Here is an 18796-nt window from a genome sequence, read left to right as displayed (position 1 = left end):
AGATCAACGTGGATTTGACGCCGGATGCGCCGATAGCCAGGCCTCGAGGTCGGCGACCGAGCGCTCCGGGATCTGCTCCATCGGCACGTGGCCGACGGCCGGATAGAGGATCAGGGTCGCGCCCGGTATGGCCTTGTGGAACTTCTCGCCGTCGGCGGCCGGGATCAGCCGATCGTCCTGGCCCACCATCACCAGGGTCGGGACGTGGATAGCCGACAGGTCGGCGGCCGTCGCCACGCGCCGAGGCCTCTGGCCCAGCAGGATGTCGCGATGGCCCGGGGCCCGCGCCAGGTCGACATAGCGGTTGGTCAGGGCCGGCGTGACCAGCTGGGGATCGATATAGGCCGCCCGCAGGCCCTGGGTCATCAGCGGGCGGATCTCGATATCTTTCAATACCTTCCGACCGATCGGATGGTTGATGAACTTGAAGATCGTGGCCCCGCCCCGCTCGCGCTGCGGCCAGCCGGCGGCGTCGACCAGGACGAGACGCTCGACGCGATCGGGGTGGTCCAGCGCATAGGTCCAGGCCACCTGCCCGCCCATCGAATTGCCGCCTAGGGTGAAGCGCGGGATCGCCAGGCGCTGGGTGACCTGGTCGACCACCGCCTCGAAACTATCCGATCGGACGACATAGCCCGCCGGCGTCCGCGTCAGGCCGTGGCCCGGCAGGTCGAGCACCACGACGCGATAGGTCCGCGATAGCGTCTTGGTCCAGCCGTCCCAGGCGTGGGTCGAGGCCGCGAAGCCGTGGACCAGCACGATCACTGGCGCGTCACGCGGCCCGAGGTCGCGATAGTGCACGCGCACCCCGCCTGGCAGGTCCATGTACTGGCTGTCGGCATAGCCATACCGCTGCTCCAGCGTGGCGTAGGGTATGTCCGGCCGCTGCAGCAGGAACCACCCGGCCGTGGCCAGGACGACGATCAGGACCAGGGCCACGCCCAGGCCGCGCAGAAGCGTCTTCATCCCGCCCTCCCCGACGATATGAAATCGATGGCAAGCCTTGAGCGAACGGCGTTCGCCGTCAAGCGCCGCACGACGGACAATGGGGATCGGCCCCGATCCGCACGGTGCGGGTCTCGGCCGAAAGGGCGTCATAGATCAACAGCTTGCCGGACAAAGGCTCGCCCGCGCCGACGATCAGCTTGATCGTTTCCAGCGCCATCATTGATCCGATCACCCCCGCAAGCGCGCCGACCACGCCGACCAGCGAGCAGGTCTCGGCGTCCGGTGGGACCTCCGGCACCAGGCAGCGATAGCAGGGCTTGCCGTGGAACACCCCGACCTGACCCGTCCAGCGGCCCAGGGCTCCACTGACCAGCGGCTTGCCGTGGGCGAGGCAAGCGTCGCTGACGGCGAAGCGGGTGGCGAAATCGTCGGTGCCGTCCAGGACGAGGTCATACCGGCCGACGATGTCGCCGGCATTGTCCGCATCCAGCCATACCGGATGGGTTTCGACCGTGGTGTGCGGATTCAGGGCGGCCAGGTGCTCGACCGCCGCCTCGACCTTGGGCCGGCCGAAATCGGCGGTAGCGTACAGCACCTGGCGCTGCAGGTTCGACAGCGAGACGGTGTCCTGATCGACGAGGCCGATCGTCCCGACCCCGGCGGCGGCCAGATAGAGCGCGGCTGGCGCGCCCAGGCCGCCAGCGCCGATCATCAGCACCCGCGCGGCCTTCAGCTTCTGCTGGCCCGGACCGCCCACTTCGCGCAGCACCAAGTGGCGGGCGTAGCGCTCCACCTCGCTTGCCGAAAAACTCATGGCGCTTGACCCTCCGGCCCGGCCTCGCCACATGCGAAGCCATGCAAAGCTCGACTTCCTTCCCCGACTGGCACGGCACGACCATTCTGGCGGTGCGCAAGAACGGTCAGACCGTGATCGCCGGCGACGGACAGGTCTCCATGGGGCCAACCGTCGTCAAGGGCAACGCCCGTAAGGTGCGCCGACTGGCCGGCGGCAAGGTGGTGGCGGGCTTCGCCGGCGCCACGGCCGACGCCTTCACGCTCATCGAGCGCCTGGAAGCCAAGCTGGAACAGTATCCCGACCAGCTGGCCCGCGCCTGCGTGGACCTGGCCAAGGACTGGCGCACCGACCGCTACCTGCGCAAGCTCGAAGCCATGCTGCTGGTGGCCGACAAGACCGCCATCTACACCGTCACCGGCGTCGGCGACGTGCTGGAGCCGGGCGAGAGCGCCGACGGCAACGCCGTGGCCGCGATCGGCTCGGGCGGCAACTACGCCCTGGCGGCCGGCAAGGCGCTGATCGACCAGGACCTTTCGGCGGAAGCGATCGCCCGCAAGGCGATGGCGATCGCCGCCGAGATCTGCGTCTACACCAACGGCAACCTGACGGTCGAAGCCCTGTAGGCTTTCGTCGCAAGACAGGTGCGAGGGCTCTCCCGGCGACGCTTGATCGCGGTCGGGAGGACCAACCATGCTCATTGCCGCTCTGCTTGCCCTATCCGTCGCCACGACCCCCGCCGCCCAGATCGAGGCGGCCGAACGCGCCTTCGCCGCCGATGGCGGGGTGATGGGGATCAAAGGCTCGTTCCTGAAGCACATGGCCGACGACGCCATCGTCTTCAGCCCCACCGCCACCAACGCCAAGGCGCTGTACGAGGCCAAGTCGGCCGAGGGCGAGCCGAAGCTGCAATGGTGGCCGGTCTGGGTGGTGGCGGCCAAGTCCGGCGACATGGGCCTCTCCACCGGCCCCTGGGCGATCGACGGCAAGCGCGGCGGCTGGTTCGCTACGATCTGGCGCAAGGACACCGACGGGACGTGGCGCTGGGTCTATGACGGCGGCGCGGTCGCCGAAGCCGCCTCGGTTCCCGGGCCGGAGACGCCGGCGAGCGTCGGCCCGGTGGCCAAGCTGTCGTCCACGGACGCCTTCAACGCTGCACGAAACGCGGAAACGGCCCTGGCCAAGTCCGCGCTCCAGAACCCTGCCGAGGCCTACAAGGCGGTGTTGTCCGACGACGCCCGCCTTCTGGGCCCACGCGGAATGCGCACTCAACCGGCGACCGCTCTGGCCCCGCGTCTGGCGGCTCGTCCGGCCAGCATGAACCTCACCTTGCGGGGCGGTGGAGCGTCCAAAGCGGGCGATTTCGTCTGGACCCATGGCGAAGCGTCGTGGACGGAGGGTCAAAAACCCGTCGCCGCGCACTATATGCATGTCTGGCAAAGGCGGCCGGAAGGCTGGCGCCTGATCTTCGAGACCTTGAACAACGACCGATGACCGAGTTTTCCCCCCGCGAGATCGTTTCCGAACTGGACCGCTACATCGTCGGTCACGCCGAGGCCAAGAAGGCCGTCGCCGTCGCCCTGCGCAACCGCTGGCGCCGCCGGCGCGTGCCGGCCGACCTGCGTGACGAGGTAACGCCCAAGAACATCCTGCTGATCGGCCCCACCGGCGTCGGCAAGACCGAGATCGCCCGCCGCCTGGCCAAACTGGCCCAGGCTCCGTTCCTCAAGGTCGAGGCCACCAAGTTCACCGAGGTCGGCTATGTCGGCCGCGACGTCGACCAGATCGTCCGTGACCTGGTCGAGAGCGCCCTGGCCATGGTCCGCGACAAGCGCCGCGCCGCCGTGAAGGCCAAGGCCGAAGCCGCCGCCGAGGAGCGCATCCTCGACGCCATGACCGGTCCCGGCTCGACCGCCGCCCGCGACAGCTTCCGCAAGAAGCTGCGCGCCGGCGAGCTGGACGACAAGGAGATCGAACTGACCCTCGCCGACACCGGCGGCGGCGCCAGCTTCGAGATCCCCGGCCAGCCGGGCGCCCAGGTGCTGAACCTGTCGGAGATGATGAAGTCGTTCGGCGGCGGTCGCACCAAGACCCACAAGACCACCGTCGCCGCCGCCTGGACCCCGCTGATCGCCGAGGAAAGCGACAAGCTGCTGGACCAGGAAGCGCTGACCCAGGAAGCCCTGGAGCTGGCCGAGAACCACGGCATCGTCTTCCTGGACGAGATCGACAAGGTCGCCAGCAGCTCGCAGCGCTCGGGCGCGGACGTCAGCCGCGAAGGCGTGCAGCGCGACCTGCTGCCGCTGATCGAGGGCACCACGGTCTCGACCAAGTACGGGCCGGTGAAGACCGACCATATCCTGTTCATCGCCTCGGGCGCCTTCCACGTCGCCAAGCCGTCGGACCTGCTGCCCGAGCTGCAAGGCCGCCTGCCGATCCGCGTCGAGCTGAAAGGCCTGTCGCGCGACGACATGCGCCGCATCCTCACCGAGCCGGAGGCCAACCTGATCCGCCAGCATCAGGCCCTGATGCTGACCGAGGGCGTGACCCTGACCTTCACCGACGAGGCCATCGACGCCCTGGCCGACGCGGCCGTGGCCGTGAACAACTCGGTCGAGAACATCGGCGCCCGCCGCCTGCAGACCATTCTGGAAAAGGTGGTCGAGGAGATCAGCTTCTCAGCGGCCGACCGCAGCGGCGAGACCGTGGCGATCGACGCGGCCTATGTGCAGGAGCGCATCGGCGCCCTGGCGGCCAACGCCGACCTCAGCCGGTTCATCCTCTAGGGACGACTAGGAGGCGGCGGCGACCGCCTCCATTCCCAGGATCGCCGCCTTTCGCGCCAGGCCCCAGTGGTAGCCGGTCAGTTTGCCGCTCTTGCCGATCGCCCTGTGGCAGGGGATCAACAGCGAGATCGGGTTGGCCCCGATGGCGCCGCCGGTGGCCTGGAAGGCCTTGGGCTTGCCGGCCCAGCAGGCGACCTGGCCGTAGGTGGCCGTCTCGCCGGCCGGGATCTGCAGCAGCGCCTTCCAGACCTGCACGTGATAGGGCGAGCCGATCAGCACCACCGGCAACGGCCCCTCCCCACCCGTGAAGGCGTGCAGGGCCGTTGCCTGGGCGGCCATGTCGTCGCGGGTCCAGGCGGCGGCCGGGAAGCGGCGGTGCATGTCGGCGAAGGTCATCTCGTCGTCGCCGTCCGAGAAGGCCAGGCCCGCCAGGCCGCGATCAGCCATCACGAACAGGCCCTTGCCGAACGGCGTCGGGGCCCAGCCCCAGCGCAGCTTCATGCCCTCGCCGCGCCGGCGCACCTCGCCGGGGGTCGCGGCCTCCTGGGCGATGAACAGGTCGTGCAGCCGCGAGGGGCCTGACAGGCCGGCGTCGAAGGCCGCGTCCAGCACCGTGCCGCCGGCCTCCAGCGAGCGCCGGGCCTCGGCATGGGCGATGGCCGAGACGAAGCTTTTGGGGCTGACCCCGGCCCAGCGGGTGAAGATGCGCTGGAAGTGGAACGGCGACAGGCCCACGGCCTGGGCGGCCTCGTCCAGCGAGGGATGGTCGGACCAGCGCTCGGCCAGCCAGTCCAACGCCTTGGCCATGCGGTGGTAGTCGAGCGAGCGCTCGGCCAGACGGACCAGCTCTTCGCTGGCGGTCTCTGGGCTCGCGGTCTCCGGGTTGGGGGATGCGTCGTATGCCATGCTCATGAATTACGGCCCTCGCATAACGGCGTCCGCCCGGTTCTTGCGGTCGGTCCTGAATCTAGGAGCCCTCCCCCGGCTTGGCGAGCGGTCCGCATCACGGCATGGTCCGGCGCATGGCCAAGCCCGTTGTCGCGAAGAAGAAAAAGCCGCCCGCAAAGCGTATCAGCCCCGCCGAGCGCGAACGGGTCGAGGTGCTGTTCGAACGCTTCGAGAGCCTGGAGCTGCATCCCAAGACCGAGCTGAACTATAAGAACGCCTACGAGCTGGTCACCGCCGTGGCGCTCTCGGCCCAGGCGACCGACGTCCAGGTCAACAAGGCCACCGGCCCGCTGTTCCAGGTCGCCGACAGCGCCGAGGCGATGCTGGAGCTCGGCGAGGAAGGGCTGATCAAGTACATCGCCTCGATCGGCCTCTTCCGCACCAAGGCCAAGAACGTCATCGCCGCCGCACACATCCTGATGGACAAGCACGGCGGCCAGGTGCCGCTGAACCGTGAGGATCTGGAGGCCTTGCCGGGCGTGGGCCGCAAGACCGCGTCCGTGGTGCTGAACGAGCTGGACATCGAGCCCGCCATCGCCGTCGACACCCACGTGTTCCGAGTCTCGCACCGCCTGAAGCTGTCGGCCGGCAAGACCCCCGACGCGGTCGAGCAGGACCTGATGCGGATCGTGCCGCCGCCCTACCAGACGCGAGCGCACCACTGGCTGATCCTGCACGGGCGATATGTCTGCGTGGCGCGCAAGCCCAAGTGCGAAATCTGCAAGATCAGCGACCTGTGCCCGTCGCGGGAATTGTTCCTCGGCGCCTAGCCGATCGCCCGCACCACCGCCCGGGCGAACGCCGCGCCGCCGTCGTGCGCGTGCTCCAAGAACAGGTCCGGCTCGATCGCCTCCAGCTCCATCAGCTGCGGCGTGTGCTCCAGGCCGCGGATCAGGTCCACGCGGGCGTAGGTCAACGGCGCGCCGGCCGCTTCCAGCACCATTTCGGCCGCGCGCAGGGCCTCGGGCTCCGGGGCGATCTCGGTGGCCTTGCCGCCGAACTGCGGCTGGACGCGGAAGTCGCCCGGGGTCGCGACCTTGGCCACGGCGTGGCTGAAGACCCCGTCGAAATAGAACAGCGACAGCTCGCCCTCCTCGCCCACCGCCGGCAGGAACGGCTGGATCAGGGCCGGGCCGGTCGGGCCGCCGTCCAGCGAGAAGCCGTGGCGCTTCACGCGGATCGTCTCGTGCGAACCGGCCGAGATCTGCGGCTTGACCACCACCTCATCGACCCCGAAGGCGTCGAAGGCGGCGTGGACGTGATCCGCCGTCAGGGCATCATGAGCGTGGGTCGGCACCACCGGCGCGCCCTTGCCGGCCAGTTCGACCAGATAGGTCTTGGTCGAGTTCCAGCGCAGCACCGAGGGTCGGTTGACCATGTTGACGCCGGCCGCCTCCACGGCGTCGAGCATTGCGAACCAGTCGGCCTGCCGCCCGTGATAGCCCCAGGCCAGGGACGGCATGACCAGCCGCGCCTGGCCGGGTTCGATGGCGTCGGTCCAGGGCTGGGCGGCGAGCGTCAGGCCCTGGGCGCGCAGGGGTCCGGCCAGGCGCTCGAACAGACCGGCCCAGCTGTCGCCATAGCGGTGCTCGTCGCGAGCGGGGACCAGGATCAGGACGTCGGCCATCGGCGTACTCACGTTCTACGGAGCCCCGCAGCTAAGATGTTGGGCGGCGCGGAGCAAGGCTCGCGTTGCCTTGCGCGCCCACTTCCTTTAATCGCCAAGTGTTTGTGGCTTCCGCGCCCTGTTCTTTCAAAGGTTTGTCCCGCTCCATGACCGCGCTCTACGACGTCGCCGGCATCGGCAACGCCATCGTCGACGTCATCGCCCAGTGCGACGACGCCTTCCTCGCCAAGGAAGGCATGACCAAAGGCTCGATGGCCCTGATCGACCCGGCGCGCGCGGCGAGCCTGTATGACGCCATGGCCGCGGGTATCGAGGCCTCGGGCGGCAGCGTCGCCAACAGCATGGCCGGCATCGCCAGCTTCGGCGGCCGCGCCGCCTATATCGGCAAGGTCGCCGACGACCAGCTGGGCCGCGTGTTCCGCCACGACATGAACGCCATCGGCTGCACCTTCACGACCCCGGCCCTGGCCGAGGGTCCGGCCACCGCCCAGAGCCTGATCAACGTCACGCCCGACGCCCAGCGCACCATGTCGACCTATCTGGGCGCCTGCGTCGAGCTGACCAGCGCCGACGTCGATCCCGAGATCATCGAAGCGGCCAAGTACTCTTATCTCGAAGGCTATCTGTTCGATCCGCCGGAAGCCCGCCGCGCCTTCGCCAAGGCCGCCGCCCTGGCCCACGGCGCCGGTCGCAAGATCTCCATGACCCTGAGCGACAGCTTCATGGTCGATCGCCACCGCTCGGCCCTGCTGGGCTTCATCGAGACCCAGTGCGACATCGTCTTCGCCAATGCCGACGAGGTCTGTTCGCTGTTCGAGACCGACGACTTCGCCGCCGCCGTCCAGGCCCTGGCCGCGCGCTGTGAGATCGCCGCGGTCACCCGCAGCGAAAAGGGCTCGGTGATCGCCGCCGGCGAAAGCCTTTATGAAATCTCGGCCTACCCCGTGGAAAAAGTCGTGGACACGACCGGCGCGGGCGACCAATACGCCGCAGGTTTCCTCTTTGGCCTGTCGCAGGGCCGCCCGCTGCCGATCTGCGGCCAGCTGGGCAGTCTCGCCGCCGCCGAGGTCATCGACCACTACGGTCCGCGCCCGCAGGTCAATCTGCGTGAGCTGGCCGCGAAGAACGGACTCTAAGGACAGCCATGGCCCGCACCGCTGAAGTGGTCCGCGAGACGAAGGAGACCCAGATCCGGGTCTGGATCGATCTCGACGGGACCGGCGTCTCGACGATCTCCACCGGCATCGGTTTCTACGACCATATGCTGGAGAGCTTCGCGCGCCACGGCGGCTTCGACCTCAAGGTCGAGACCAAGGGCGACCTGCATATCGACATGCACCACACGGTCGAGGACACCGGCATCGTGTTGGGCCAGGCGATCAACAAGGCGCTGGATGGCTTCAAGGGCATCCGGCGCTTTGGCGCGGCCTATATCCCGATGGACGAGACCCTGACGCGCTGCGCCATCGATCTGTCCAACCGGCCGTACCTGATCTGGAAGGTCGAGTTCAAGCGGCCCAAGGTCGGCGAGATGGACACCGAGCTCTTCAAGGAGTTCCACCACGCGTTCGCCATGAACTGCGGGGCGTGCGTGCATCTGGAGACCCTGTACGGCGACAACACCCACCATGTGGCCGAAAGCGGCTTCAAGGCCCTGGCCCGGGCGCTGCGTCAGGCGGTCGAGATCGACCCGAAGACCGGCGGCCAGGCTCCGTCCACCAAGGGCGTGCTGTAAGGATACCCTATGCAGACCGTCGCCCTGATCGACTACGGGTCGGGCAACCTGCGTTCGGCCGAAAAGGCCCTGCGTGAGGCGGCCCGCCGCTCCGCGCTCGACGCCGACATCGTCGTCACCGCCGATCCCGACCTTGTCGCCAAGGCCGATCGCGTCTTCCTGCCCGGCGTCGGGGCCTTCGCCTCGTGCCGCGCCGGACTGGACGCCACCGGCGTCTACGAGGCGATGAACGAAGCCGTCCACGGTCGCGGCGTGCCCTTCATGGGCATCTGCGTCGGCCACCAGCTCCTGGCCACCGAAGGCCTGGAGTTCGGCGTCACGCCGGGCCTGGACTGGATCGCCGGCCAGGTGAAGAAGCTCGAGCCGACCGACCCTTCGCTGACCATCCCGCACATGGGCTGGAACGCCATCGCCTTCGCCCGCGCTCATGCCCTGTTCCAGGGCATCGAGGACGGCGCCCACATGTACTACGCCAACTCCTTCGCCCTGAACGCGGCTGATCCGGCCGACGTCGTGGCCACGACCGACCATGGCGGCCCGTTCGTCGCGGCGGTGGCCAAGGGCAATGTCGCGGGCGTACAGTTTCACCCCGAAAAGTCACAAGCTTCAGGGCTCGCCCTGCTCGCCAACTTCCTGGAATGGCGCCCATGATCCTCTATCCCGCCATCGACCTGAAGGACGGCCAGTGCGTGCGCCTGCTGCACGGCGACATGGAGAAGGCCACGGTCTTCAACAACAGCCCCGCCGACCAGGCCCAGCGCTTCGTCAAGGACGGCTTCTCGTGGCTGCACGTCGTTGATCTGAACGGCGCCATCGAGGGCAAGTCGATCAACACCGCCGCCGTCGAGCAGATCCTGGAGTCGATCTCCATCCCCGTGCAGCTGGGCGGCGGCATCCGCACCCTGGAAGGCGTCGAGGCCTGGATCGAGGCGGGCGTGTCCCGCGTGATCCTCGGCACCGTGGCCGTGCACGACCCCGAACTGGTCAAGAAGGCCGCGCGCCTATGGCCCGAGCAGATCGCCGTGGCCGTCGACGTCCGTGATGGCAAGGTCGCCATCGATGGCTGGACCGGCCTGTCGGACCTGTCGGCCATCGATCTGTCGCGTCGCTTCGAGGACGCCGGCGTCGCGGCCCTGATCATCACCGACATCAGCCGCGACGGCGCCCTGACCGGCGTCAATGTCGAAGGCGTGGGCGAGCTGGCCGACGCCGTCTCGATCCCGGTCATCGCCTCGGGCGGTGTCGCCGCCGTGGCCGACATCGAGCGCCTCAAGGCCCGCAAGGGTGTCGAGATCGCCGGGGCCATCCTGGGCCGCTCGCTCTATGCCGGCACGATCAAGCCGTCCGAAGCCCTGATCGCGGCAGCCGTCTGATGCTGAAGACCCGGATCATTCCCTGCCTCGACGTGAAGGACGGGCGGGTGGTCAAGGGGGTCAACTTCGTGGCCCTGCGCGACGCCGGCGACCCGGTGGAGCAGGCCCGCGCCTATGACGCCGCCGGGGCCGACGAGCTGATGTTCCTGGACATCACCGCCTCCAGCGAAGGCCGCGGCCTGATCCTGGACGTCATTTCGCGCACGGCCGAGGTCTGCTTCATGCCCGTCTCGGTGGGCGGGGGCGTGCGCCAGGTCTCGGACATGCGCCGCCTGCTGCTGGCGGGGGCCGACAAGGTCTCGACCAACACCGCCGCCGTCGAGAACCCCGACCTGATCGCCGCCGGCGCCGACGCGTTCGGGGCCCAGTGCGTCGTGGTGGCCATCGACGCCAAGCTGCGCGAGGACGGTTCGGGCTGGAACGTCTGGACCTATGGCGGCCGCAAGGACACCGGCCTGGACGTCGTCGACTGGGCCGCCAAGGTGGTCGAGCGCGGCGCGGGCGAGATCCTGCTGACCTCGATGGACCGCGACGGGGCCAAGATCGGCTACGACATCCCGCTGCTCAAGGCCGTGACGGGCGCCGTGAACGTGCCGGTGATCGCCTCGGGCGGCGCTGGCAAGACCGAACACCTGGTCGAAGCCGCGCGCGAAGGCCATGCCGCCGCCGTGCTGGCCGCCTCGATCTTCCACTTTGGCGAGATCAGCATCGGCGAGGCCAAGCAAGCCATGGCCGACGCCGGCATCCCCGTGCGCCTTGACCGGAGCGCCGCATGAGTCGCTTGACCGACGTCCTCGACCGCCTGGCCGCCACGATCGAGAGCCGCAAGGGCGGCGATCCGACCGCGTCCTACACCGCCAAGCTGCTGAACGACCCGGCCCTGGCCGCCAAGAAGCTGGGTGAGGAAGCCGTCGAGACGGTGATCGCCGCCGTGGCCCAGGGCCCCGACGCCCTGGCGGCTGAAAGCGCCGACCTGCTCTATCACTGGCTGGCCCTGATGGCCGCCTCGGGCGTCTCGCTGGACGCCGTGGCCGAGAAGCTGGAAGCCCGCGAAGGCACGTCCGGCATCGCCGAAAAGGCCGCCCGCCCCAAGTGAGCTCAGAGAGCTAGCCCAGCAGCTTGCTGAGGAAGGCCGAGTGCAGGCTCCAGCCCAGGAAGCCGGCTAGGCCCATCACCACGCCCAGCGCCCCAAAGCCCCACGACGCCCACAGCGCCGCCGGGATCTCGACCAGCGCCGCCACCGCCGCGATCGACACGGCGATCGAGATCAGGGCGTCCGAGGCGTCGAACTGGTCGTCATGGACGTTCAGCGCGTCGTACTGCGCCGAGAAGTCCTCGGCCTTGGCCTTCAAGGTCGGCGCTTCGGCCTTGTACTTGGCGATCTCGGTCTGCAGCCGCAGGGTCTCGGCCTGGACCGCCGCGCGCTTGTCGCCCGCCATCAGCCGGACCTGGTTCAGCGCTGTCTCGTCGATGTGCAGCTTGGTCTTGGTGGCCTGGTACTCGTTCCAGGCGTCGACGCTGTCGGACTGGGCCTGCTGCATGGCCTGGGTGATGTTGCCGTCCTTGATGCCGGACACGCCCATGAAGATCGACAGCGCCACGACGGTGATCGCGACCTTGCGATTCAGGCTCTTGTCCTTGGCCTCGGCCCCGATCTCGATGTCCATGCTCGCCTCCAAGCTTCAGTGAAGCTTTGCGAGCCGATCGTGGCGGTTTCAGGCCTTGCGCTTCAGCGCCACATAGAGCGCGCCGTCGCCGCCGTGCCGCTGATCGGCGGTCGAGACCCCCGCGATCATCTCACGCACAGCCGGGCCGGCCAGCCATTCCGGCGTCCGCTGCTTCAGCACGCCATGGCCGATACGGCCCTTGCCGGTGATCACCAGCACCGCCCGGTGGCCGTCCTCGTAGGCGCGGCGGATGAAGCCCTCCAGGGTCGCGCGGGCCTGGTCCTGGTCGAGGCCGTGCATGTCCAGGCGCGCGCCGATCGGGTCGTGCTCCTTGACGATGCGGCGCTTGCGGTTGGGCTCGATACGCTGGGCGGGACCCTTCATGGCCCTGGCCGGCGCCGGCTTGAGTTCCTCGGGGCTGACTCGCAGCGGCGCGATCGAGGCCAGGTGTGTGGGCTGCTCCACCGGTATGGCCGTATCGCTCTTCACGGGCCGTATCCGAGCCTTGGAGCGCATCTTCTCGGGCTTTTCCGGCGCGCGCGGGGTCACCGTCGAGGCGACGAGTTTCCAGAGGCGGCGATCGTCCTCAGGTGCGGGCGGCGGCTTCTTGGCCATCCTACTGCGGAACGAGCCGGTAGAGGCGCAGGGCGTGGCGCACGCGGCCGGCCTCGGCCCCGGCGGCGGTCCCGGTGCCCATGTAGAGATCGGCGCGGACGTCGCCCTTGATCGCCCCGCCGGTGTCCAGCGTCACGGCCAGGCGGCGATAGGCCGGGAAGGCCCCGGCTAGCTTCGGCGCCGCGGCGTCCAGCCAGTAGAGCTCGCCCATGGAATGGCGGCTGGGGTCGATGGCGATGGCCCGGCCGGGCGGCAGCGGCACGCCGGCCGAACCGACGGGCTCCTTGCCGTCGTCGGGCAGCGTCTTGAAGAACACGTAGCGCGGGTTCAGCTGCATGATCGCGTCGGCCTCGGGCCCGCGATGGTCGGCCAGCCACGTGCGGATGGCGTCGCCGGAGGTGTTGTTGTCGGGTAGCAGGCCCTTGTCGCGCATGGCGTTGGCGATGCCCACGAACGGCTTGCCATTGGTGCCGGCGAACACAGCGCGGACGCGGCGGCCGTCGGGCAGGACGAGCACGCCCGAGCCCTGGATCTGCAGGAAGAACAGCTCTTCGGGCCGCATCCAGGCCAGGGGCTTGTCGGTCGGGACCGCCTCGATCTCGGCGCGGGCCGGATAGGGCGTGAAGGTCGGACCCTCGACGTGGCCGATGATCTTCTTGCCGACGAAGCTGGGCTCGAACGCGCCCAGGTCCAGCACCACCAGGTCGGCCGGCAGGGCGCGCAGCGGGACGCTGAACTCGGCGTTGCGCGACATCCGCGCCTCGTACTGCGGAGCGAAATAGGCGGTCAGCAGGCCTTCGTCACCGACCGGCTCGACGCGGAAATTGGCTTCCAGGAAGGCGCGAGCGCCCTCCCGGTCCTGGATTACCGTCGACTCGGCCAGGCCGCAGACGCGGGCCATGGCCGCGTCCTTGGCGACGCCGCAGCCGGCGCGGAAGGCGCTGAGGGCCGCCAGGTGATCCTCGTCCGCCCAGCCGTTCAGGCTGGAGAACGACACCGCCGTCGCCGGTCGGGCCGAAGGCGGCGGCGGGGTGTTGGTCACCGGCGGCGGGACCGTCGGACCGGTCGCGATCGGCGGCGGCGCGGGCGCCGTCGTCGTGCTGGCGCAGGCGCTCAGCAGCAGGGCCGCCAGGGCCACGGGGGCCAAGGCGGTCGGGATGCCGCGCATTTGGGACATCTACGCCTCGGCGGCGGCGACGAACGCCAGGCGCCAGTTTGGGTTGGCGCTCTTGACCTCGCGCTCGAAGGTCCACAGCTCGGCCGTGCGACGATCGTCGACGCCTTCACCGCGCTCGTCCTTGGTGCGGGTGCGCACCTCGGCCAGGATCCGCACCACGGCCTTGGCCAGGTCGCCGACCACGTCGATGTTTTCCAGATCCAGGCGCGGCGGCGCCATGAACTCGACCTTCTCGGTGCGACCGGCGGCTTCGCGCGCGGCCATGGCCTGCTCGAAATTGTCCATGACGTCCTGGGCCAGCAGAGGCTTCAGCGTCTCGCGGTCGCCTTCGGCATAGGCCTTGACGATCTGCTCGTAGGCCGAGCGGGCGCCGGCCAGGAACTTGGTCGGGTCGAAGTCAGGCTGCTTGGACTTGAGGGCCGCCAGGCCTTCGGTGCGCAGGATCGGATGCGCCTCGGCCGGGACCGGCGCGGCGCCGGGCTGGGCCGTCACCACGTCCTCGGGCTGACGACCCGTGCGACGCCCAAGGGTGGCGTACAGCTGGTACAGGACAACAGCGGCGACGGCGGCGAGGAACAGGATCTGGAGCACTTCAAGGTCCGGCAACGGGCTTGGGGCCCAGGATATCGTGTCTATATAGGCGAGACGGGCTCTCCCGTCAGGCGCCCAGCGTTGCGCCGGACGGACCCTCATGGTAGCAGCGCCCCACCTTTCTTAGGCGTTTTAGACGCCGATTACGGATTTTATCCTAATGACCGACACCACCGCCTCCAATGGCGCCCCCGAGGCGGCTTCGGACGACAACGCCGCCGCGCAATCGGGCATCCGTATCCTGGCGCAATTCGTGCGCGACTTCTCGTTCGAGAACCCGCTGGCCCCCGACAGCCTGCGCGCCGGCGCGCCGCAGCCGCAGATCGACATGGGCGTCGAGATGAACGCTCGCGGCCGTCCGGACGGCCTGTTCGAAGTGGACCTGAAGCTGTCGGCCCGCGCCCTGCGCGACGAGCAAGCCGTGTTCCACGTCGAGGTCGTGTACGGCGGTCTGTTCCACATCGAGGGCGTGCCGGAAGCCGATCTGGAGCCGGTGCTGCTGATCGAGTGCCCGCGCTTCCTGTTCCCGTACGCCCGTCGCCTGATCTCGGACGTCACGGCCGAAGGCGGTTTCCCGCCCTTCCTGATCGACCCGATCGACTTCGCCGGCGTCTACGCCGCGCGCAAGGCTCAGGCCGAAGCCGCCGTGGCCGGTAACGCCTAACTCAAGGCAGCCACCGCTGAATACAAGAAGGCCCGGTCATCGCTGACCGGGCCTTTTTCGTTACGGCTGGAGGCGGTAGCCGCCCATCTCGGTGATCAGGATCCGCGCCACGGCCGGATCGGGCTCGATCTTCTGGCGCAGGCGGTAGACGTGGGTTTCCAGCGTGTGGGTGGTGACCCCGGCGTTGTAGCCCCAGACCTCGGTCAGCAGCTCCTCGCGCGACACGGGTTTGGAGCCGGCGCGGTAGAGGTACTTGAGGATGTTGGTTTCCTTCTCGGTCAGCCGCACCTTCTTCTGCTTCTCGTCGACCAGCAGTTTGGCGGACGGGCGGAATTCGTACGGACCGATGCGGAACAGCGCGTCTTCCGAGGCCTCGTAGACGCGCAGTTGGGCGCGGATGCGGGCCAGCAGCACGCCGAAGCGGAAAGGCTTGGTGACATAGTCGTTGGCCCCGGACTCCAGGCCCAGGATGGTGTCGCTGTCGCTGGCCGCGGCCGTCAGCATGATGACCGGGGCCGTGACCCCGTTCTTGCGCATCAGGCGACAGGCCTCGCGGCCGTCCATGTCGGGCAGGTCGACGTCCAGCAGGATCAGGTCCGGCTTGACCTCGCGCGACATCTTCACGCCCTCGCCGGCGGTCGAGGCCTCGGCCACGGCGAATTCCTCGTGCAAGGCCAGCTGCTCGGCCAAAGCGCCGCGCAGGTCCTCGTCGTCATCGATCAGCAGAAGCGTCTTGCGTTGCGCCATAAGGCGGAACATGCACCGCTGCGGCCCCCGGGGACAACCCCGAGCGCGACCTTAAGTCCGGAGGACGACCGTACGATGCTGTTTCGAGCCCATGCCGATGGCCGCTTCGAGCTGGATGGACGGACCCTGCGCTGCGCGATCGGCAAGGCCGGCGCCATCGCCGCCGCCGACAAGCGCGAGGGCGACAACAAGAGCCCGACCGGAACCTGGGTCCTGCGCGAGGTCTGGTATCGGCCCGACGTCTACAAGGGTGGCCCGAAGACCGCCCTGCCCCTCCACGCCACCCGGCCCGACGACGGCTGGTGCGACGCCCCGGGCGATCCGAACTACAACCGCCCGGTCCTGCTACCCTATCCGGCCAGCGCCGAGCGGATGTGGCGCGACGACAATGTCTATGACCTGGTGGTGATCCTGGGCCACAACGACCGCCCGCCCGTGCCGGGCATGGGCTCGGCGATCTTCATGCACCTTGCCCGCGACGGCTATCCGGGCACCGAGGGCTGCGTGGCTCTGGCGCGCCCGGACCTGGAGGCATTGCTGGCGATCGCCAAGCCGGGGGATGCGGTCGAGATCGTCGCCGACTAGGCGTAGTTTCGGCTGCCGAACAGCGCCGAACCGACCCGCACCGAGGTCGCGCCCTCGGCGATCGCTGTTTCGAAGTCGTCGCTCATACCCATCGACAGCTTCGCCACGCCATTGCGTTCGGCGATGGCCCGCAAGGCGGCGAAGTGCGGGGCGGGATCGGCATCGACCGGCGGAATGCACATCAGGCCTTCCACCGTTAGGCCATAAGTCCCCCGGCAGGCGGTGATGAAGGCGTCGGCCTCGGCCGGCGCGATCCCGGCCTTCTGGTCTTCCTCGCCGATATTGACCTGGACATAGAAGCGCGGGGCCTTGCCGGCCCGCTGGACCTCCTCGGCCAGCACGCGGGCCAGCTTTTCGCGGTCGAGCGTCTCGATGACATCGAAGAATGCGACCGCTTCTCGGGTCTTGTTGGTCTGCAGCGGCCCGATCAGCCGCAGTTCCAGACCCTCGCGGCGCGGGCCCCAACGCTCCATCGCTTCCTGGACGCGGTTCTCGCCGAACACTTTCTGTCCCGCGTCCAGCACGGGCGCGATATGCTCCCAGGGCTGGGTCTTGGACACCGCCACCAGGGTGACCGCGCCCGCCGGACGTCCGGCGCGCAGCTCGGCGGCGGCGATGCGGGCTTGGATCTCGGCGAGGGCTTGCGACATTGGGGGACGCCTTGGACGGGGACGTGAGCGAACTGGAAGTCCTGTCTAAAGCGGCTGGCGTCTTTCCGCCAAGGACCGCGCGCGGCCGCACCCTGCCCGGCCTGTTGTTCTTCACCGATCCCGCACGCGTTCCGAACCCGGAAGCCGTCGCCGAACGTCTGCCGGCCGGCGCGGGCATCGTTTACCGCGCCTTCGACGCCGAGGACGCGGTCGAGCGCGGTCGCCGCCTGCGGACAATCGCCACCGAACGCGGCCTCCTGCTGCTGGTCGGCGCTCATCCGGGTCTGGCCGAAGGCATCAATGCGGATGGTCTGCACATGCCCCAGCGGCTGGCGGCCGAGATCCCCCGCCTTCGCGCCGAGCACGGCCGCTGGCTGATCACCGTCGCGGCCCACGATCTGACCGCCCTCAAGGCCGCCGAGCGCGCGCAGGCCGACGCGGTCGTGATCTCGCCGGTCTTCCCCAGCAACAGCCCGTCGGCGGGCGAGCCGCTGGGCGTGGACGGCTTGAAGGACTTGGTCGCGGCGACGGCGCTGCCGGTCTACGCGCTGGGCGGCATACGCGCGCGCACGATCTCGCGGCTCATCGGCAGCGGAATCGTCGGGATAGCGGCCGTCGAGGCCCTAGCCGAATCTTAGAACTTGAAAGCGGTCTCGAGGCGGACGCGCGGGGCCGGGTCGGGCTGCTGAGCCTTGCGGGCAGCCAGGGCCGGGTTGGATTCACCCAGGCTGACGGCGCCGCCGACGCGGATCGAGGGGGTCACCTTGAAATAGGCGCCGGCCTGGACGTCCTGCATTTCCATTTCGCGGCTGGAAGGCTGGTCGAGGTCCAGCTTCAGGCCCCAGCGGCCCTTCTTGGCGTCCCAACGCAGGGTGCGCTTGTCATCCTGCGGGTATTGGACACCGGCGGCGGCGCTGGTGAAGTCGTTCTTGACCGAGAAATCGGGGGTAACCGCATGCGGCTTGGCCTGGGCGAACGCCATCGACGCCGATCCCGTCAGGATCAGCGCGGCAGTCCCCGCCAGAAAGAAACGCGTCGCGGTCATCGCCACTCGCCGCCTGTACTCAGTTGTCCCCACCCATCCCATATAGGAACGAGCCCCTTACATTGCGATTAAAGGCTTGACCGGAACGCGGTCAACCTCGCTTCGGTCGCACCGAGCGCCAAATTGGGCGATTCAATCGACTCCTGTGGCGACGAGGTCACGCGATTCCTGTTTTGAGGCAGCGCAGCCATGCTATAGACCGGCTCCCGGCCGCGGGGGCGCGCCAGGGTGCGCGCTAGCGCCCGAAAGATATTTGGAGCGAGGTACTATGGCGTTTGAACGTGGGTCCGTGATGCGCGGCGTCGCCGCAGGCGTCCTGGCTCTGTCGATGCTGGGCATGACCGCATGCGCCAGCAACAAGCCCCCGAAGACGTTCACCACCCAAAGCGACGAGCCGGGCCTGAACCCGTTCAAGCGCTTTGGCGGCGGCAAGAAGGCTCCGACCTCGGAAGGTTCGATCGGCGTCAACGGCTATCTGTGGCGTGCGAGCCTGGACACCCTGGCCTTCATGCCGCTGGCCTCGGCCGATCCTTACGGCGGCGTGATCATCACCGACTGGTACGTGAACCCGGAAACCCCGGCCGAGCGCTTCAAGGCCACGGTCTACATCCTAGACACCCGCCTGCGCGCCGACGGCCTGAACGTCACGGTGTTCAAGCAGTCCAAGGATGTCAACGGCGCCTGGGTCGATGCTCCGGTCGCCGACCAGACCGCCACCGACCTGGAAAACGCGATCCTGACCCGCGCGCGTCAGCTTCGACTTTCGAACATCAAGGGCTAAGGCCCTTCTGGGGGTTCCCGCTGAACCGGCGGGAACCCACCAGGCTTCCTAATTTCTGCGCGCT

25 protein-coding genes are annotated in these 18796 nt (G+C 68.7%); 14 read left to right on the top strand and 11 right to left on the bottom strand.

All coding sequences use genetic code 11. From position 1 onward, the window contains the following. Nucleotides 1–3: 3 nt before the first annotated feature. Nucleotides 4–966, bottom strand: coding sequence for an alpha/beta fold hydrolase (locus AC07NI_RS14200; protein WP_494620089.1), 963 nt, complete (start codon nt 964–966; stop codon nt 4–6). A gap of 58 nt (nt 967–1024) precedes the next feature. Next, nucleotides 1025–1762, bottom strand: coding sequence for a HesA/MoeB/ThiF family protein (locus tag AC07NI_RS14195; RefSeq protein ID WP_494620087.1), 738 nt, complete (start codon nt 1760–1762; stop codon nt 1025–1027). Between the two features lie 5 nt (nt 1763–1767). On the opposite strand from AC07NI_RS14195, the gene hslV reads away from it, so the two are divergent. The 3 genes from hslV to hslU all read left to right on the top strand — a co-directional run bounded on the left by hslV (nt 1768) and on the right by hslU (nt 4527). After that, a complete protein-coding gene (gene hslV / locus AC07NI_RS14190; RefSeq protein WP_494620085.1) occupies nt 1768–2367 on the top strand; it encodes an ATP-dependent protease subunit HslV in 600 nt (199 codons plus the stop codon). Between the two features lie 67 nt (nt 2368–2434). Beyond that, nucleotides 2435–3235 (top strand): DUF4440 domain-containing protein, encoded by an 801-nt coding sequence (locus AC07NI_RS14185; RefSeq protein ID WP_494620083.1) that lies wholly within the window; start codon nt 2435–2437, stop codon nt 3233–3235. Continuing rightward, nucleotides 3232–4527: an ATP-dependent protease ATPase subunit HslU gene (hslU, locus tag AC07NI_RS14180; RefSeq protein WP_494620081.1), complete on the top strand. Its 1296-nt coding sequence runs from the start codon at nt 3232–3234 to the stop codon at nt 4525–4527. The genes AC07NI_RS14185 and hslU overlap by 4 nt, the downstream gene beginning before the upstream one ends. 6 nt (nt 4528–4533) lie before the next feature. Here hslU and AC07NI_RS14175 read toward each other — a convergent pair whose 3' ends face one another. Then, nucleotides 4534–5439 (bottom strand): methylated-DNA--[protein]-cysteine S-methyltransferase, encoded by a 906-nt coding sequence (locus tag AC07NI_RS14175; RefSeq protein ID WP_494620079.1) that lies wholly within the window; start codon nt 5437–5439, stop codon nt 4534–4536. Between the two features lie 98 nt (nt 5440–5537). Here AC07NI_RS14175 and nth point away from each other — a divergent pair, with 98 nt between their 5' ends. Beyond that, entirely contained in the window at nt 5538–6245 is a 708-nt protein-coding gene (gene nth, locus AC07NI_RS14170; RefSeq protein ID WP_494620544.1) for an endonuclease III, read from the top strand. Here the strand turns inward: nth and AC07NI_RS14165 are convergent. After that, on the bottom strand, nt 6242–7102 hold the full coding sequence (locus AC07NI_RS14165; RefSeq protein ID WP_494620076.1) for an ATP-grasp domain-containing protein: 861 nt from the start codon (nt 7100–7102) through the stop codon (nt 6242–6244). The two genes, nth and AC07NI_RS14165, sit on opposite strands and share 4 nt — an antisense overlap. Nucleotides 7103–7248: 146 nt before the next feature. Here AC07NI_RS14165 and AC07NI_RS14160 point away from each other — a divergent pair, with 146 nt between their 5' ends. From AC07NI_RS14160 to AC07NI_RS14135, 6 genes are read left to right on the top strand one after another with little or no spacing between them, the layout of a single operon-like run. After that, nucleotides 7249–8238 (top strand): adenosine kinase, encoded by a 990-nt coding sequence (locus tag AC07NI_RS14160; protein WP_494620074.1) that lies wholly within the window; start codon nt 7249–7251, stop codon nt 8236–8238. An 8-nt stretch (nt 8239–8246) separates the two neighbouring features. Further along, entirely contained in the window at nt 8247–8837 is a 591-nt protein-coding gene (gene hisB / locus AC07NI_RS14155; protein WP_494620072.1) for an imidazoleglycerol-phosphate dehydratase HisB, read from the top strand. A 9-nt stretch (nt 8838–8846) separates the two neighbouring features. Beyond that, nucleotides 8847–9488 carry an imidazole glycerol phosphate synthase subunit HisH gene (gene hisH, locus AC07NI_RS14150; protein ID WP_494620069.1) on the top strand — a complete coding sequence of 214 codons (642 nt, stop codon included), beginning with the start codon at nt 8847–8849 and terminating at the stop codon, nt 9486–9488. Continuing rightward, a complete protein-coding gene (gene hisA, locus AC07NI_RS14145; protein WP_494620067.1) occupies nt 9476–10210 on the top strand; it encodes a 1-(5-phosphoribosyl)-5-[(5-phosphoribosylamino)methylideneamino]imidazole-4-carboxamide isomerase in 735 nt (244 codons plus the stop codon). The genes hisH and hisA overlap by 13 nt, the downstream gene beginning before the upstream one ends. Then, nucleotides 10210–10986: an imidazole glycerol phosphate synthase subunit HisF gene (hisF, locus tag AC07NI_RS14140; RefSeq protein ID WP_494620065.1), complete on the top strand. Its 777-nt coding sequence runs from the start codon at nt 10210–10212 to the stop codon at nt 10984–10986. Before hisA ends, hisF begins: the two co-directional genes overlap by 1 nt. After that, nucleotides 10983–11306 carry a phosphoribosyl-ATP diphosphatase gene (locus tag AC07NI_RS14135; RefSeq protein ID WP_494620063.1) on the top strand — a complete coding sequence of 108 codons (324 nt, stop codon included), beginning with the start codon at nt 10983–10985 and terminating at the stop codon, nt 11304–11306. Before hisF ends, AC07NI_RS14135 begins: the two co-directional genes overlap by 4 nt. Before the next feature lie 10 nt (nt 11307–11316). Here the strand turns inward: AC07NI_RS14135 and AC07NI_RS14130 are convergent, their stop codons facing one another. From AC07NI_RS14130 to timA, 4 genes are read right to left on the bottom strand one after another with little or no spacing between them, the layout of a single operon-like run. Beyond that, nucleotides 11317–11877 carry a DUF4337 domain-containing protein gene (locus AC07NI_RS14130; RefSeq protein WP_494620061.1) on the bottom strand — a complete coding sequence of 187 codons (561 nt, stop codon included), beginning with the start codon at nt 11875–11877 and terminating at the stop codon, nt 11317–11319. A 48-nt stretch (nt 11878–11925) separates the two neighbouring features. Beyond that, nucleotides 11926–12492, bottom strand: a complete 567-nt coding sequence (locus AC07NI_RS14125) for a Smr/MutS family protein (protein WP_494620059.1) — start codon at nt 12490–12492, stop codon at nt 11926–11928. Nucleotide 12493: 1 nt separating this feature from the next. Then, complete coding sequence (mltA, locus tag AC07NI_RS14120) at nt 12494–13660, bottom strand: murein transglycosylase A (RefSeq protein ID WP_494620542.1); 1167 nt, start codon at nt 13658–13660, stop codon at nt 12494–12496. Between the two features lie 9 nt (nt 13661–13669). Beyond that, on the bottom strand, nt 13670–14275 hold the full coding sequence (gene timA, locus AC07NI_RS14115) for a TIM44-related membrane protein TimA (protein ID WP_494620055.1): 606 nt from the start codon (nt 14273–14275) through the stop codon (nt 13670–13672). A gap of 145 nt (nt 14276–14420) precedes the next feature. On the opposite strand from timA, the gene secB reads away from it, so the two are divergent. Continuing rightward, nucleotides 14421–14924, top strand: a complete 504-nt coding sequence (gene secB / locus AC07NI_RS14110; RefSeq protein ID WP_494620052.1) for a protein-export chaperone SecB — start codon at nt 14421–14423, stop codon at nt 14922–14924. A gap of 60 nt (nt 14925–14984) precedes the next feature. On the opposite strand, the gene AC07NI_RS14105 is transcribed toward secB, so the two are convergent. Further along, the gene (locus AC07NI_RS14105) at nt 14985–15671 is read right to left on the bottom strand and encodes a response regulator transcription factor (RefSeq protein ID WP_494620540.1); all 687 of its coding nucleotides are present in this window, start codon (nt 15669–15671) and stop codon (nt 14985–14987) included. Nucleotides 15672–15746: 75 nt separating this feature from the next. Here AC07NI_RS14105 and AC07NI_RS14100 point away from each other — a divergent pair, with 75 nt between their 5' ends. Then, nucleotides 15747–16256, top strand: coding sequence for a L,D-transpeptidase family protein (locus tag AC07NI_RS14100; protein ID WP_494620049.1), 510 nt, complete (start codon nt 15747–15749; stop codon nt 16254–16256). Here AC07NI_RS14100 and AC07NI_RS14095 read toward each other — a convergent pair. Beyond that, nucleotides 16253–16906 carry a YggS family pyridoxal phosphate-dependent enzyme gene (locus AC07NI_RS14095; protein ID WP_494620047.1) on the bottom strand — a complete coding sequence of 218 codons (654 nt, stop codon included), beginning with the start codon at nt 16904–16906 and terminating at the stop codon, nt 16253–16255. The two genes, AC07NI_RS14100 and AC07NI_RS14095, sit on opposite strands and share 4 nt — an antisense overlap. A 32-nt stretch (nt 16907–16938) precedes the next feature. On the opposite strand from AC07NI_RS14095, the gene AC07NI_RS14090 reads away from it, so the two are divergent. Then, a complete protein-coding gene (locus AC07NI_RS14090) occupies nt 16939–17544 on the top strand; it encodes a thiamine phosphate synthase (protein WP_494620538.1) in 606 nt (201 codons plus the stop codon). Here AC07NI_RS14090 and AC07NI_RS14085 read toward each other — a convergent pair. Beyond that, the gene (locus tag AC07NI_RS14085; RefSeq protein ID WP_199743570.1) at nt 17541–17951 is read right to left on the bottom strand and encodes an NtrZ family periplasmic regulatory protein; all 411 of its coding nucleotides are present in this window, start codon (nt 17949–17951) and stop codon (nt 17541–17543) included. The two genes, AC07NI_RS14090 and AC07NI_RS14085, sit on opposite strands and share 4 nt — an antisense overlap. Nucleotides 17952–18204: 253 nt before the next feature. On the opposite strand from AC07NI_RS14085, the gene AC07NI_RS14080 reads away from it, so the two are divergent. Next, on the top strand, nt 18205–18732 hold the full coding sequence (locus AC07NI_RS14080; protein ID WP_494620044.1) for a DUF3576 domain-containing protein: 528 nt from the start codon (nt 18205–18207) through the stop codon (nt 18730–18732). Nucleotides 18733–18796: the final 64 nt, after the last annotated feature.

This window comes from Caulobacter sp. GW821-FHT10E02 (assembly GCF_059415225.1).
The sequence above is the reverse complement of the archived record's forward strand: the minus strand, read 5'-3'. Positions and strand labels throughout refer to the sequence as shown.